The sequence below is a fragment of the Streptomyces sp. NPDC003036 genome (assembly GCF_040611175.1).
Lineage (GTDB): Bacteria > Actinomycetota > Actinomycetes > Streptomycetales > Streptomycetaceae > Streptomyces.
The window spans coordinates 1-14,747 of sequence record NZ_JBEXNO010000046.1 but is presented as its reverse complement, the minus strand read 5'-3'; the positions used below and the strand labels follow the sequence as shown (position 1 = coordinate 14,747).

The window sequence follows — 14,747 nt, the reverse complement described above, 5'->3', positions numbered from 1 at the left end:
TGCCGTACTACGTAGAGGCGGATGTCCGGAAGCCTCGCGGCCGTTTGGGGATCGATGACTGGATATGGACGGGGCTCCGGCTCTGAGCCGTGGCACCCCGAGGACCCGCTGTACGGGGACCAGGGGTGGAGTGGTCAGCAGACCGACGGCTCGCCCCACCACCACGCCCAGCAGCCGCAGCCGCAGGCGCATCCGGAGCCGCACGCGCAGCCGTACGGCGGCCAGCAGTACCAGTACCAGGAGCAGGCCGCCGTGTACGGCGCCCAGCAGTACGGCGGTCAGCAGTACGACGGTCAGCAGTACGACGGGGCTTGGGACACCGGCCAGCAGGCGGCGATGCCGTACGGCACCCCGCCTGCCCCGGCCGCCCCGTACGGCGCCGGCGACCCCGACCCGTACCGCACCCCCGAGGCCTACCCGCCGCCGCAGCCCCCGGGCCAGCGGCGCCCGGCCGATCAGCAGCCCGGCTACGCGGAGGAGCGGGAGCCCGAGCCCGAGGAGGAGAACCACCCCTTCTTCTCGAACGGTGACGGCGACGACGCCGACCGCGACGACCCCGAGGCCGACGACCCCGCGTCCACCCGGAGCGAGCGCCGCGGCCGGTCGAGGAACGCCAAGGGCTCCAAGGACTCCAAGAAGGCGAAGAAGCGCAAGAGCCGCAACGGCGTGGCCTGCCTCGTCGTCGCCCTCGTGCTGGTGGGCGGCGCGGGCGGCGTGGCGTACTTCGGCTACCAGTTCTGGCAGAGCCAGTTCGGCGCGGCCCCCGACTTCGAGGGCACGGGCAGCAGCGAGACCGTCCAGGTGACGATCCCGCAGGGCGCCGGCGGTTACGAAATCGGCAGCATTCTCGTCAAGAACGGTGTCGTGAAGAGCCAGGGCGCTTTCGTCTCCGCGCAGAGCAAGCACCCCAAGGGCAAGAACATCCAGGCGGGCGTCTACACCCTCAAGAAGGGCATGTCCGCGGCGAGCGCCGTCGAACTGATGCTGAATCCGCAGAGCCAGAGCACCCTCATCATTCCCGAGGGCAGGCGCAATGCCTGGGTCTACGAGCAGATCGACAAGAAGCTCCAGCTGAAGGCCGGAACCACCGAAGCGGTGGCCACGGCGGAGGCGAAGAACCTCGGCCTCCCCGCATGGGCGGTCGGCCACCGCGACGTCAAGGACCCCCTGGAGGGCTTCCTCTTCCCGGCCAGCTATCCGGTCGCGAAGGGCGCCAAGCCGGAGGACGTCCTCAAGAAGATGGTCGCCCGCGCGAAGGCCGAGTACACCAAGGCCGATCTGGAGGGCAAGGCCAAGTCCCTTGGCCTGAAGAGCCCTTGGGAGCTGCTCACGGTCGCCAGCCTGGTCCAGGTCGAGGGCAAGACGGACGACGACTTCCGCAGGATGAGCGAGGTCGTGTACAACCGCCTCAAGCCCACCAACACCGAGACCAACCAGCTGCTGCAGTTCGACTCCGCCTTCAATTACCTCCAGGGCGAGAGCAACATCGACATCAGCGAAGCCGAGATCAACAGCAACCAGGACCCGTACAACACGTACACCCAGAAGGGCCTCACCCCCGGGCCGATCAGCAATCCCGGTATCGAGGCGCTGGAAGCCGCCATGAATCCGACGAAGGAAGGCTGGATGTACTTCGTCGCGACCGACGGCATGAACAAGACGGAATTCGCGAAGACGCACGACGAATTCCTGAAACTGAAGGATAAATTCAATGACAGCAAGGGCAGGGGCTGACCCGCGCAGGGCCGCCGTCCTCGGATCGCCCATCGCCCACTCCCTCTCCCCGGTCCTGCACCGGGCCGCCTACGCGGAGCTCGGCCTCACCCACTGGACGTACGACCGGTACGACGTGGACGAGACCGCGCTCCCCGGGTTCTTCGAGAGGATGGACGAGACCTGGGCGGGGCTGTCGCTGACCATGCCGCTCAAGCGGGCCGTCATACCGCTCCTCGACGAGATCACCGAGACGGCGGCGTCGGTGGAGGCCGTCAACACCGTGGTCCTCAAGCCCGACGGCCGCCGCGTCGGCGGCAACACCGACATCCCGGGCATGGTCGCCGCACTGCGCGAGCGCGGCGTGGAGCGGGTGGACTCCGCCGCGATCCTCGGCGCCGGCGCCACCGCCTCCTCCGCGCTCGCCGCGCTGTCCCGCATCTGTACGGGACCCGTCACCGCGTACGTACGCAGCGAGGCCCGCGCCGCCGAGATGCGCGTCTGGGGCGAGCGGCTCGGCGTCCAGGTCCGTACCGCCCCCTGGAGCGACGCCGCCGAGGCCTTCCGGGCGCCGCTCGTCATCGCCACCACGCCCGCCGGGACGGCCGACGCGCTCGCCGCCGCGGTCCCCGACCGGCCGGGCACCCTCTTCGACGTGCTGTACGACCCCTGGCCGACGGCGCTGGCGGCCGCCTGGTCGGCGCGTGGCGGTGCCGTCGTGGGCGGCCTGGACCTGCTCGTCCACCAGGCCGTGCTCCAGGTCGAGCAGATGACCGGCCTGGCCCCGGCCCCGCTGGCGGCCATGAGGGCCGCGGGGGAGCAGGCCCTCGGCGCCCACGAGGACCGCGCCCACTAGGATCCGCTGGATCACCCGAACCAGGCGGAGCACGGCATGGATCATGGGCAGCACCTGGCGGCGTCGAACGGCGCCGCGATCACCCGCGCGATCTTCGCCATGCTGCCCGAGTGGGTGATGTGGACCCTTTTCGCGCTCGCAGCGGCCTGCGCCGTGGCCGCTCTGGTGGCGAAGGTCCGGCGCAGGTTCCGGACCTGATCTTGTCGGGAAGTGGCGTCCGCCTGCTGGACCGGTCGACCGGTCCGGCCCCGGGACATGGGAGGATCGGGGTAAGGCGGGCCAGGGCCGCGCACCCGGTCGCGCCGTCGCAGTCGAGGCGCGAGCAAGAGGAGCACCGTTGAGCAGGTTGCGCTGGCTGACCGCGGGGGAGTCGCACGGCCCCGCACTGGTGGCGACGCTGGAGGGCCTTCCCGCCGGTGTCCCGATCACCACGGAGATGGTGGCGGACCACCTGGCCCGGCGGCGCCTCGGCTATGGACGCGGCGCGCGGATGAAGTTCGAGCAGGACGAGGTCACCTTCCTCGGCGGCGTCCGCCACGGTCTCACCATGGGCTCACCGGTCGCGGTCATGGTCGGCAACACCGAGTGGCCCAAGTGGGAGAAGGTCATGGCGGCCGACCCGGTCGACCCGGCCGAGCTCGCCGAGTCCGCCCGCAACGCCCCGCTGACCCGCCCGCGCCCCGGCCACGCCGACCTGGCCGGCATGCAGAAGTACGGCTTCGACGAGGCCCGGCCCGTGCTGGAGCGCGCCTCCGCCCGCGAGACCGCCGCCCGCGTGGCCCTCGGTGCCGTGGCCCGCTCCTACCTCAAGGAGACGGCCGGTATCGAGATCGTCAGCCATGTGGTGGAGCTGGCGGCGGCGAAGGCCCCGTACGGCGTCTACCCGACCCCCGCCGACGTCGAGAAGCTGGACGCCGACCCGGTGCGGTGCCTGGACGCGGACGCGTCGAAGGCGATGGTCGCGGAGATCGACCAGGCCCACAAGGACGGCGACACCCTCGGTGGCGTGGTCGAGGTCCTCGCGTACGGAGTGCCCGTCGGCCTCGGCTCGCACGTCCACTGGGACCGACGCCTCGACGCCCGTCTCGCGGCCGCGCTCATGGGCATCCAGGCCATCAAGGGTGTCGAGGTCGGTGACGGCTTCGAGCTGGCCCGCGTGCCGGGCTCGAAGGCCCACGACGAGATCGTCTCCACGCCCGAGGGCATCAAGCGCACCACCGGCCGCTCCGGCGGTACGGAGGGCGGCCTGACCACCGGCGAGCTGCTGCGGGTGCGGGCGGCGATGAAGCCCATCGCGACCGTTCCGCGGGCGCTCGCCACGGTCGACGTGGTCACCGGCGAGGCCGCCAAGGCCCACCACCAGCGCTCCGACGTGTGCGCCGTACCGGCCGCCGGGATCGTCGCCGAGGCGATGGTGGCGCTGGTCCTCGCGGACGCGGTCGCGGAGAAGTTCGGCGGCGACAGCGTGACGGAGACCCGCCGCAACGTCCGCTCGTACCTCGACAACCTCCAGATCCGGTGAGCACCCGCCCGCTGATCGTCCTGGTCGGACCGATGGGCTCCGGCAAGTCCACCGTGGGCGCGCTGCTCGCCGAGCGGCTCGACACGTCCTACCGGGACACCGACGCCGACATCGTCGCCGCCGAGGGCCGGGAGATCTCCGACATCTTCATCGAGGACGGCGAAGAGCACTTCCGCGAGCTGGAGCGCGAGGCCGTACGGGCCGCCGTCGCCGAACACACGGGTGTCCTCGCCCTCGGCGGCGGCGCCATCCTCGACGCCGGTACCCGGCAGCTCCTCTCCGGGCTCCCGGTCGTCTACCTCTCGATGGACGTCGAGGAAGCGGTCCGCCGCGTCGGCCTCAACACCGCCCGCCCGCTGCTCGCCGTCAACCCGCGCCGCCAGTGGCGCGAGCTGATGGACGCCCGGCGGCACCTGTACACCGAGGTCGCCCGGGTCGTCGTGGCCACGGACGACAAGACCCCCGACGAGGTCGCCCAGGCGGTCCTCGACGCACTGGAGCTTCAGAAGTGACTGACCACGCAGTGACCCGCATCCAGGTCGCCGGCACCGCCGGCACCGACCCGTACGAGGTACTGGTGGGCCGGCAGCTGCTCGGCGAACTCCCCGGACTCATCGGGCCCAGGGCCAAGCGCGTCGCCGTCATCCACCCCGAGGCGCTCGCCGAGACCGGCGAGGCCCTGCGCGCCGACCTCGCCGAGCAGGGGTACGAGGCGGTCGCCGTCCAGGTGCCGAACGCCGAGGAGGCGAAGACCGCCGAGGTCGCCGCGTACTGCTGGAAGGCGCTCGGCCAGACCGGCTTCACCCGCACCGACGTCATCGTCGGCGTGGGGGGCGGCGCCACGACCGACCTCGCCGGGTTCGTGGCGGCGACCTGGCTGCGCGGCGTGCGCTGGATCGCCATCCCCACCACCGTGCTGGCGATGGTCGACGCGGCCGTCGGCGGCAAGACCGGCATCAACACCGCCGAGGGCAAGAACCTCGTCGGCGCCTTCCACCCGCCCGCCGGCGTCCTCTGCGACCTCGCCGCGCTCGACTCCCTCCCGGTCCACGACTACGTCAGCGGCCTCGCCGAGATCATCAAGGCGGGCTTCATCGCCGACCCGGTGATCCTCGACCTGATCGAGGCCGACCCGGCCGGCGCCCGTACGCCCGACGGCCCGCACACCGCCGAGCTGATCGAGCGCTCCATCCGCGTCAAGGCCGACGTCGTCTCGTCCGACCTCAAGGAGTCGGGCCTGCGCGAGATCCTCAACTACGGTCACACCCTCGCGCACGCCATTGAGAAGAACGAGCGCTACAAGTGGCGCCACGGCGCCGCCGTCTCCGTCGGCATGGTCTTCGCCGCCGAGCTCGGCCGCCTCGCCGGCCGGCTGGACGACGCCACCGCCGACCGGCACCGCACGGTCCTGGAGGCCGTCGGCCTTCCCCTCACCTACCGCGGCGACCAGTGGCCCAAGCTGCTGGAGACCATGAAGGTCGACAAGAAGTCCCGCGGCGACCTGCTGCGCTTCATCGTCCTCGACGGCCTCGCCAAGCCGACGGTCCTCGAAGGCCCGGATCCGGCCATCCTGGTCGCCGCGTACGGGGAGGTCTCCGCGTGACCGCCCGCCGGGTCCTCGTCCTCAACGGCCCCAACCTCGGCCGCCTCGGTTCGCGCGAGCCCGACGTCTACGGCTCCACCTCCTACGCCGGTCTCGTCGACACCTGCCGCACGCTCGGCAAGGAGCTCGGCTTCGACGTCGACGTACGCGAGACCAACGACGAGGGCGAGATGATCCGCTGGCTCCACGAGGCGGCCGACGGCTCCATCCCGGTCGTCCTCAACCCCGGCGCCTTCACGCACTACTCGTACGGCATGCGGGACGCGGCCGCGCAGCGCACCGCCCCGCTCATCGAGGTGCACATCTCCAACCCGTACACGCGCGAGGAGTTCCGCCACACCTCCGTGGTCGCCGCCGTGGCCAGCGGCACCGTCGCGGGCTTCGGGATCGGCTCCTACCGCCTCGCGCTGCGCGCACTCGCCGAGGAACTGACGGCCTGACGGCCGTACCCTCCCCGGCCGTTCCCATAGTGGCGGCCGGGGAGGGTACGGTTCGGTAACGGGCGGCCCCAACGGCCGTCCGACCAGCGCCGATCGGACGAGACGGAGTGGCACCGGATGCAGCACGCAGTGGGGGCTCCGCTGCCGCCGCCCCACCAGCCGGGGCACGCAGCCGCCGCATGGATGAACCAGCACCAGCACCTCCAGCCCCCCACCCCACCGGGGCCGCCACCCATCCCGCACACCCCGCCCGCACCGGGCTGGACCGCCCCCGGCCCGCAGACGCCGTCGCAGGCCGCGCCCCCGCAGGCCATGCCCCCGCAGACCGCGCCGCCGCCGGCCGCGCCCCCGCGTGACGCGACCGGCCACATCCAGCTGCCGCCCGGTGGTCCGGTGGCCGTGCCCACCCCGCCGCACGCGGGCCACGGCACCGGCAACGCCACCCTCGCCGTCCTCCTCATCGGCCCGGCCGGGGCGGGCAAGACCACGGTGGCCCGCCACTGGGCCAGGAACCGCCAGGTCCCCACGGCGCACATCAGCCTCGACGACGTACGCGAATGGGTCTGCGCGGGCTTCGCCGACCCCCAGGACGGCTGGAACGACCAGTCCGAGGCCCAGTACCGCCTCGCCCGCCGCACCTGCGGCTTCGCCGCCCGGAACTTCCTCGCCAACGGCATCTCCTGCATCCTCGACGACGCCGTCTTCCCCGACCGCCCCGTCGTCGGCCTCGGCGGCTGGAAGCGCCACGTCGGCCCGGGCCTGCTGCCCGTGGTCCTGCTGCCGGGCCTGGAGATCGTCCTGGAACGCAACGCCGAGCGCAGCGGCAACCGGCGCCTGTCGGACGAGGAGGTCGCGGGCATCCACGGCCGCATGGCCGGGTGGTACGGCTCCGGGCTGCCGATCATCGACAACTCCACGTACGACGTCGAGACCACGGCCCGCGTCCTGGACGACATCCTGGCCCGCTCGATAGCCAGCCCCCCGTCGTACTGACCGGGGCCGGGCGCCCCGGCTCCCGTGGAGACGCACCGCACCCCGTCCGGACCTGCTCGAACTGCCGGGGCGGCGCCGCGATCGTAGGCTCGTGGCATGTCACAGGTGTATGCGGCCCGCCGCGGGCGGCTGCGCGACCGGTGCGCGGCGGCCGGCACAGCGGCGGCTCTGGTCTCCCGTCCCGCGAACGTCCGCTACCTCGCGGGCGGCTCGCCCCCCGGCGCCGTCCTGCTGCTCGGTGCCGACGACGACGTGCTGGTGTGCCCGCGGCCCCCCACCGGAGACCCGGCCGAGGGCCGCGTCGACGAGGAGCTGCGCCAGGTCGTCCTCCATGCCTCCGGCGGCGACCCCGCCGTCGCCGCCTGCGACTTCGCCCGCAAGGCGGGCGTGGAGGCGCTCGCCGTCGAGGAGCACCACCTCAGCGTCGCCCGCTACCGCGCGATGAGCTCCGTCGCGCCCCGCCTGCGTCTCGCCGATCTCGGCCGCGCCATCGAGCAGGAACGTATCGTCAAGGACGAGGACGAGATCACCTGCCTCCGGATCGCCGCCGAGATCACCGACCAGGCCCTCGGCGAGCTCCTCGAGTCGATCCTCGTCGGCCGCACCGAGCGCCACCTCGCCCTCGAACTGGAGCGCCGCCTCGTCGACCACGGCGCGGACGGCCCCGCCTTCCCCACCTCCGTCGCCACCGGTCCGCACGCGGGCCGGGGCGGCCACCGCCCCTCCGACCGCCGCGTCGAGGAGGGCGATTTCCTCTCGGTCTGCCTCGGCGCGAACTACCGGGGCTACCGCTGCGAGATCGGCCGCACCTTCGTCATCGGCACCTCGCCGGCCGACTGGCAGATCGAGCTGTACGACCTCGTCTTCGCCGCTCAGCGGGCCGCCCGGGAGACCCTCGCCCCCGGCACCGCGTACCGCGACGTGGACCGGGCCGCCCGCCAGATTCTGGACGCGGCGGGGTACGGTGACGCCATCGCGCCCTTCCTCGGACACGGTGTCGGGCTCGAAATCGAGGAGGACCCGCAGCTGGCACCCGCCGCCATGGGTAAACTGGACGCTCGTGTGCCGGTCACCGTCGAACCGGGGGTCCACCTCCCGGGCCGGGGCGGGGTCCGGATCGATGACACGCTCGTCGTGCGCCAGGAGGCGGACGGCGGACCCGAGCTACTCACCATCACGACCAAGGAGCTGCTCGCGCTCTAGGGCTCGCGCCCTGGACCGGCGCGCAACGCACCACGCCTCGGTCGTCCACCAGCGTCAGTCCAGGAGATTCCGCAACCGTGGCCACCACGAACGACCTCAAGAACGGCATGGTGCTCAAGCTCGACAACGACCAGCTGTGGTCCGTCGTCGAGTTCCAGCACGTCAAGCCCGGCAAGGGCCCGGCCTTCGTGCGCACCAAGCTCAAGAACGTGCTCTCCGGCAAGATCGTCGACAAGACCTTCAACGCCGGTGTGAAGGTCGAGACCGCCACCGTCGACCGCCGCGACATGCAGTTCTCGTACATGGACGGCGAGCACTTCGTCTTCATGGACATGCAGACGTACGACCAGCTGCACGTCGACCGCAAGGCCGTCGGCGACGCCGCCAACTTCCTGATCGAGGGCTTCACCGCCACCGTCGCCACCCACGAGGGCGAGGTGCTCTACGTCGAGCTCCCCGCCGCCGTCGAGCTGACCATCAAGGAGACGGAGCCGGGCGTCCAGGGCGACCGCTCCACCGGTGGCACCAAGCCCGCCACCCTGGAGACCGGCCACCAGATCCAGGTCCCGCTCTTCATCACCACCGGTGAGAAGATCAAGGTCGACACCCGTACCAGCGACTACCTCGGCCGGGTGAACAGCTAACCGTGGCTGCCCGCAACAAGGCCCGCAAGCGGGCCTTCCAGATCCTCTTCGAGGCCGACCAGCGCGGCGTGTCCGTGCAGGAGGTCCTCGCGGACTGGATCCGGCACGCCCGGTCGGACGACCGGCAGCCGCCGGTCAGCGAGTACACGATGGAGCTGGTCGAGGGGTACGCGCCGTACGCCGCCCGCATCGACGAGCTCATCTCCACCTACGCCGAGGGCTGGACGCTCGACCGCATGCCGGTCGTCGACCGGAACATCCTGCGCCTCGGTGCGTACGAACTGGTGTGGGTGGACGGCACCCCGGACGCCGTGGTGATCGACGAGGCGGTGCAGCTCGCCAAGGAGTTCTCCACCGACGACTCCCCGTCGTTCGTCAACGGCCTCCTGGGCCGCTTCAAGGACCTGAAGCCCAGCCTCCGCCGGGCCTGAGATCCCAAGCCTGTACGAAGGGCCCGCAGCGCTGCCGAGCGCCGCGGGCCCTTCGGCGTACCGGTTACCCGGACGCGTACGCAGACGAAAGCCGCCAGGTTCGGCAGGAACCCCGCGAGGTCCCGCCGCCCCTGGCGGCAACGTTTCTGCTGTGTACGGACGTGTACGGCATGTACGACGTGTACGTACGGGGAAAGGGCCGGCTCAGGCCTCTTCGTGGGCGACCGCCCGCCGCGCGTCCGCGTCCAGCACGCCCCAGCTGATGAGCTGCTCGGTGAGGACCGAGGGCGACTGGTCGTAGATGACCGCGAGCGTGCGCAGGTCGTCCTGGCGGATGGAGAGCACCTTGCCGTTGTAGTCGCCGCGCTGCGACTGGATCGTCGCGGCGTAGCGCTGCAGCGGGCCCGCCTTCTCGGCGGGGACGTGCGCCAGGCGCTCCAGGTCCAGGACCAGCTTCGGCGGCGGCTCGGCGGCCCCGCCCGGCGTGGTGCCCGGCAGCAGCTCCTGCACCGGGACGCCATAGAAGTCGGCCAGCTCGGCGAGGCGCTGTACGGTCACGGCGCGGTCGCCGCGCTCGTACGAACCGACCACGACGGCCTTCCAGCGGCCCTGGGACTTCTCCTCCACCCCGTGGAGGGAGAGGCCCTGCTGGGTGCGGATGGCACGGAGCTTGGCCCCGAGCTGTTTTGCGTATTCGCTGGACATATAGCTCCCGGGACGAAGAGTGGTAACTCACTGTGAGGTTACGCAGCGTTACTTGGCTGCGTCAAGCCGAATGGTCCATACCGACCGTCTTCGCGGGGTGGGCGCGGGAGCAGTCGCCGGGGCCTGGTACGGTAGATGGCGCAATGACGACGTCCTTTAAGGTCCGTCCCGTGAGGCGGAGAAGGAGGTCCTTTTCGTATGGACGCCATTCAGCAGTCCGATGCGGCGCGCCCTGTTCTTGAGGGCCCCGACATCGCCCGGGTTCTGACCCGTATCGCCCACGAGATCGTCGAACGTGCCAAGGGCGCCGACGACGTGGTCCTGCTCGGCATTCCCACGCGGGGCGTGTTCCTCGCCCGCCGTCTCGCCGACAAGCTCGACCAGATCACCGGACGCACGGTGCCGGTCGGCTCCCTCGACATCACCATGTACCGCGACGACCTGCGCATGCGCCCGGCGCGCGCGCTGGCCCGCACCGAGATCCCCGGTGACGGCATCGACGGCCGCCTGGTCGTCCTCGTCGACGACGTGCTCTTCTCCGGTCGCACCATCCGCGCCGCCCTCGACGCCCTCGGCGACCTCGGCCGCCCCCGCGCGGTCCAGCTCGCCGTCCTCGTCGACCGCGGCCACCGCGAGCTCCCCATCCGCGCCGACTACGTCGGCAAGAACCTCCCGACGTCGCTGCGGGAGACGGTCAAGGTCCAGCTCGCCGAGGAGGACGGCCGCGACGCCGTGCTGCTCGGCGTCCGCGAGACCACCCCGGCCGCCGAGCGGTAGCACGCACGCCCCGTACGCCCCCCTCGTACGGCGCGCGGCCTCGCTGCGCCCCCGCACGTCTCCTGGGCCCCCGCAGCAGGACTCGCCTCGGCCCTCGAACTCCACGAACCCGGAGAAACACCCCCGATGATGCGCCACCTCATCTCGGCCGCCGACCTCACCCGCGACGACGCCGTCCACATCCTCGACACCGCCGAGGAGATGGCCCGGGTCGCCGACCGGCCGATCAAGAAACTGCCCACCCTGCGCGGCCGGACCGTGGTCAACCTCTTCTTCGAGGACTCCACCCGCACCCGCATCTCCTTCGAGGCCGCCGAGAAGCGCCTCTCCGCCGACGTCATCAACTTCAGCGCCAAGGGCTCCTCGGTCTCCAAGGGCGAGTCCCTCAAGGACACCGCGCAGACCCTGGAGGCGATGGGCGTCGACGCCGTCGTCATCCGGCACGGCGCCTCCGGCGCCCCGTACCGCCTGGCCACCTCCGGCTGGATCGACGCCGTCGTCATCAACGCCGGCGACGGCACCCACCAGCACCCCACGCAGGCGCTGCTCGATGCCTTCACCATGCGCCGTCGCCTGGTCGGCCGCGACGCGGGTCTGGGCCGGGACCTGGCCGGCAAGCGCATCACGATCGTCGGCGACGTCCTGCACAGCCGGGTCGCCCGCTCCAACGTCGACCTGCTGCACACCCTCGGCGCCGAGGTCACCCTCGTCGCCCCGCCCACGCTCGTCCCGGTCGGCGTCGAGACCTGGCCCTGCCAGGTGTCGTACGACCTCGACAGCACCCTGCCGAAGTCCGACGCCGTGATGATGCTGCGCGTCCAGCGGGAACGCATGAACGCCGCGTTCTTCCCCACCGAGCGCGAGTACTCGCGCCGCTACGGCCTGGACGGCGACCGCATGGCGAAGATGCCGGAGCACGCCATCGTCATGCACCCCGGGCCCATGGTCCGCGGCATGGAGATCACCGCCGAGGTCGCCGACTCCGGCCGCTGCACGGTCGTCGAGCAGGTCGCCAACGGCGTCTCCATCCGCATGGCCGTCCTCTACCTGCTGCTGGGCGGCAACGAGTCCGCCGTCGCCAACCCCCGTACCGAGGAGAAGTAAGACCCATGAGCAAGATCCTGATCCGTGGTGCGCGGGTGCTGGGCGGCGAGGCCCAGGACGTCCTGATCAACGGCGAGACCATCGCCGAGGTCGGCAGCGGGCTGAGCGCCGAGGGCGCGACCGTGGTCGAGGCCGAGGGGCAGATCCTGCTGCCCGGCCTGGTGGACCTCCACACCCACCTGCGCGAGCCGGGCCGCGAGGACTCCGAGACCGTCCTCACCGGCACCCGCGCCGCCGCCGGCGGCGGCTACACGTCCGTATTCGCCATGGCCAACACCTTCCCGGTGGCCGACACCGCCGGTGTGGTCGAGCAGGTCTACCGGCTCGGCCAGGAGCACGGCTACTGCGACGTGCAGCCCATCGGGGCCGTCACCGTCGGCCTGGAGGGCAAGAAGCTCGCCGAGCTGGGCGCCATGCACGAGTCCGCCGCCGGCGTCACCGTCTTCTCCGACGACGGCAAGTGCGTCGACGACGCCGTGATCATGCGCCGCGCTCTCGAGTACGTGAAGGCCTTCGGCGGCGTCGTCGCCCAGCATGCCCAGGAGCCCCGCCTCACCGAGGGTGCCCAGATGAACGAGGGCGTCGTCTCCGCCGAGCTCGGTCTCGGCGGCTGGCCGGCCGTCGCCGAGGAGTCGATCATCGCCCGCGATGTGCTCCTCGCCGAGCACGTCGGCTCCCGCGTGCACATCTGCCACCTGTCGACCGCCGGGTCCGTCGAGATCGTCCGCTGGGCCAAGTCCCGCGGCATCGACGTCACTGCCGAGGTCACCCCGCACCACCTCCTCCTGACGGACGAGCTGGTCCGCTCGTACAACCCCGTCTACAAGGTCAACCCGCCGCTGCGCACCGAGCGCGACGTGATGGCGCTGCGCGAGGCGCTCGCCGACGGCACGATCGACATCGTCGCCACCGACCACGCCCCGCACCCGCACGAGGACAAGGACTGCGAGTGGGCCGCGGCCGCCATGGGCATGGTCGGCCTGGAGACCGCCCTCTCCGTCGTCCAGCACACGATGGTCGAGACCGGGCTGCTCGACTGGGCCGGCGTCGCCGACCGCATGTCCTTCGCGCCCGCGCGGATCGGCCGCGCCACCGGCCACGGCCGCCCCGTCTCGGCTGGTGAGCCCGCCAACCTCACCCTGGTCGATCCGGCATACCGTGGTGTCGTGGACCCCGCGGGCTTCGCCTCCCGCAGCCGCAACACGCCCTACGAGGGCCGCGAGCTGCCGGGCCGTGTCACCCACACCTTCCTGCGGGGCCGGGCGACGCTCATGGACGGGAAGCTGGCGTGACACTCTTCGAACTGGCGGCGGAACAGAAATCCGCCGAGGTGACCGACTGGGCCGCCCGGCTCGGCTGGGTCGCCGGACTGCTCCTCTTCGTGGCCTTCGTCTACTGGCTGATGCGCCAGGGCTGGAAATGGCGCGGCACCCTCCAATCGGACCTCCCGGACCTGCCGGGAATGCCGGACGCGCCCGGTGAGCCGAAACTGACGATGAGCGGCCGCTACCACGGCTCCACCACCGCAGGGCAGTGGCTCGACCGCATCGTCGCCCACGGCCTGGGCACCCGAAGCCGCGTCGAGCTGACGCTCACCGACGCGGGCCTGGCGGTCGTACGCCCCGGGGCGCGCGACTTCTTCGTCCCGGCGGAGCGGCTGCGCGAGGCCCGGCTCGACAAGGGCATCGCGGGCAAGGTCCTCGCCGAGGGCGGTCTGCTGATCGTCACCTGGGCGCACGGCGAGAAGCTGATCGACTCCGGCTTCCGCTCGGACCGGGCGGCGGAGCACGCCACCTGGGTCGACACCTTGAACACCATGATCACTACGACGGAAGGCACCGCACGATGACCACCTCCACAAGGGGAGCTGCCAAGACTCCCGCCGTACTCGTCCTGGAGGACGGCCGCGCCTTCCGCGGCCGCGCCTACGGGGCCGTGGGGGAGACCTTCGGCGAGGCCGTCTTCTCCACCGGTATGACCGGTTATCAGGAGACGCTGACCGATCCGTCGTACCACCGGCAGGTGGTGGTGATGACCGCGCCGCACGTCGGCAACACCGGCGTCAACGACGAGGACCCCGAGTCCAAGAAGATCTGGGTCTCCGGCTACGTCGTCCGCGACCCCGCCCGTATCCCGTCCAGCTGGCGGGCGACGCGGACGCTGGATGAGGAGCTCGCGGCTCAGGGTGTGGTGGGTATCAGCGGTATCGACACCCGCGCCCTCACCCGCCACCTGCGCGAGCGCGGCGCCATGCGCGTCGGCATCTTCTCCGGCGACGCGATCGGCGGCGACGCCGAGATGCTGGCCAAGGTCCAGGCGCAGCCGCAGATGAAGGGCGCGAATCTGTCGGCCGAGGTGGCGACGAGTGAGCCGTACGTCGTCCCGGCGATTGGTGAGAAGAAGTTCACCGTTGCGGCGATTGACCTCGGCATCAAGGGCATGACCCCGCATCGGATGGCTGAGCGTGGCATCGAGGTGCATGTGCTGCCTGCCACCGCCACCGCCGACGACGTGTACGCCGTGAACCCCGACGGTGTGTTCTTCTCCAACGGCCCCGGCGACCCCGCCACCGCCGACCACCCTGTCGCCCTCATGCAGTCCGTCCTGGAGCGCAAGACGCCCCTGTTCGGTATCTGCTTCGGCAACCAGATTCTGGGCCGGGCGCTCGGCTTCGGCACCTACAAGCTGAAGTACGGCCACCGCGGGATCAACCAGCCCGTGCAGGACCGTACGACGGGGAAGGTCGAGGTGACCGC

At 71.5% G+C, this 14,747-nt stretch carries 17 protein-coding genes; 16 read left to right on the top strand and 1 reads right to left on the bottom strand.

What is annotated here, in order from left to right:
• Positions 1-54 precede the first annotated feature (54 nt).
• From mltG to nusB, 11 genes are all read left to right on the top strand, one after another.
• Positions 55-1,734: an endolytic transglycosylase MltG gene (gene mltG / locus ABZX67_RS27930; protein ID WP_355365557.1), complete on the top strand. Its 1,680-nt coding sequence runs from the start codon at positions 55-57 to the stop codon at positions 1,732-1,734.
• Positions 1,712-2,569: a shikimate dehydrogenase gene (locus tag ABZX67_RS27925; RefSeq protein WP_355365554.1), complete on the top strand. Its 858-nt coding sequence runs from the start codon at positions 1,712-1,714 to the stop codon at positions 2,567-2,569. The genes mltG and ABZX67_RS27925 overlap by 23 nt, the downstream gene beginning before the upstream one ends.
• A gap of 36 nt (positions 2,570-2,605) precedes the next feature.
• On the top strand, positions 2,606-2,767 hold the full coding sequence (locus ABZX67_RS27920) for a hypothetical protein (RefSeq protein ID WP_355365551.1): 162 nt from the start codon (positions 2,606-2,608) through the stop codon (positions 2,765-2,767).
• Positions 2,768-2,906: 139 nt separating this feature from the next.
• Positions 2,907-4,091, top strand: a complete 1,185-nt coding sequence (gene aroC / locus ABZX67_RS27915; RefSeq protein WP_355365548.1) for a chorismate synthase — start codon at positions 2,907-2,909, stop codon at positions 4,089-4,091.
• Complete coding sequence (locus tag ABZX67_RS27910; protein WP_355365545.1) at positions 4,088-4,603, top strand: shikimate kinase; 516 nt, start codon at positions 4,088-4,090, stop codon at positions 4,601-4,603. Before aroC ends, ABZX67_RS27910 begins: the two co-directional genes overlap by 4 nt.
• Complete coding sequence (gene aroB, locus ABZX67_RS27905) at positions 4,600-5,694, top strand: 3-dehydroquinate synthase (RefSeq protein WP_355365542.1); 1,095 nt, start codon at positions 4,600-4,602, stop codon at positions 5,692-5,694. Before ABZX67_RS27910 ends, aroB begins: the two co-directional genes overlap by 4 nt.
• On the top strand, positions 5,691-6,134 hold the full coding sequence (gene aroQ / locus ABZX67_RS27900; protein ID WP_355365539.1) for a type II 3-dehydroquinate dehydratase: 444 nt from the start codon (positions 5,691-5,693) through the stop codon (positions 6,132-6,134). The genes aroB and aroQ overlap by 4 nt, the downstream gene beginning before the upstream one ends.
• A gap of 117 nt (positions 6,135-6,251) precedes the next feature.
• Positions 6,252-7,127 carry a Pro-rich N-terminal domain-containing protein gene (locus ABZX67_RS27895; protein WP_355365536.1) on the top strand — a complete coding sequence of 292 codons (876 nt, stop codon included), beginning with the start codon at positions 6,252-6,254 and terminating at the stop codon, positions 7,125-7,127.
• 96 nt (positions 7,128-7,223) lie between these two features.
• The gene (locus ABZX67_RS27890; RefSeq protein ID WP_355365533.1) at positions 7,224-8,330 is read left to right on the top strand and encodes an aminopeptidase P family protein; all 1,107 of its coding nucleotides are present in this window, start codon (positions 7,224-7,226) and stop codon (positions 8,328-8,330) included.
• Positions 8,331-8,407: 77 nt separating this feature from the next.
• On the top strand, positions 8,408-8,974 hold the full coding sequence (efp, locus tag ABZX67_RS27885) for an elongation factor P (RefSeq protein ID WP_355365530.1): 567 nt from the start codon (positions 8,408-8,410) through the stop codon (positions 8,972-8,974).
• A 2-nt stretch (positions 8,975-8,976) separates the two neighbouring features.
• A complete protein-coding gene (gene nusB / locus ABZX67_RS27880) occupies positions 8,977-9,405 on the top strand; it encodes a transcription antitermination factor NusB (protein WP_355365527.1) in 429 nt (142 codons plus the stop codon).
• 204 nt (positions 9,406-9,609) lie between these two features.
• Here nusB and bldD read toward each other — a convergent pair whose 3' ends face one another.
• The gene (gene bldD / locus ABZX67_RS27875; RefSeq protein ID WP_064068023.1) at positions 9,610-10,110 is read right to left on the bottom strand and encodes a transcriptional regulator BldD; all 501 of its coding nucleotides are present in this window, start codon (positions 10,108-10,110) and stop codon (positions 9,610-9,612) included.
• Between the two features lie 198 nt (positions 10,111-10,308).
• Here bldD and pyrR point away from each other — a divergent pair, with 198 nt between their 5' ends.
• The 5 genes from pyrR to carA form a co-directional block, all read left to right on the top strand.
• A complete protein-coding gene (gene pyrR / locus ABZX67_RS27870) occupies positions 10,309-10,887 on the top strand; it encodes a bifunctional pyr operon transcriptional regulator/uracil phosphoribosyltransferase PyrR (protein WP_355365523.1) in 579 nt (192 codons plus the stop codon).
• Between the two features lie 126 nt (positions 10,888-11,013).
• Positions 11,014-11,991 carry an aspartate carbamoyltransferase catalytic subunit gene (locus ABZX67_RS27865; protein ID WP_355365520.1) on the top strand — a complete coding sequence of 326 codons (978 nt, stop codon included), beginning with the start codon at positions 11,014-11,016 and terminating at the stop codon, positions 11,989-11,991.
• A 5-nt stretch (positions 11,992-11,996) separates the two neighbouring features.
• On the top strand, positions 11,997-13,283 hold the full coding sequence (locus ABZX67_RS27860) for a dihydroorotase (protein WP_355365517.1): 1,287 nt from the start codon (positions 11,997-11,999) through the stop codon (positions 13,281-13,283).
• Positions 13,280-13,840: a hypothetical protein gene (locus tag ABZX67_RS27855; RefSeq protein WP_355365514.1), complete on the top strand. Its 561-nt coding sequence runs from the start codon at positions 13,280-13,282 to the stop codon at positions 13,838-13,840. Before ABZX67_RS27860 ends, ABZX67_RS27855 begins: the two co-directional genes overlap by 4 nt.
• A partial coding sequence (gene carA, locus ABZX67_RS27850) for a glutamine-hydrolyzing carbamoyl-phosphate synthase small subunit (protein ID WP_355365511.1) occupies positions 13,837-14,747 on the top strand: 911 nt, incomplete at its 3' end. The genes ABZX67_RS27855 and carA, both read left to right, overlap by 4 nt.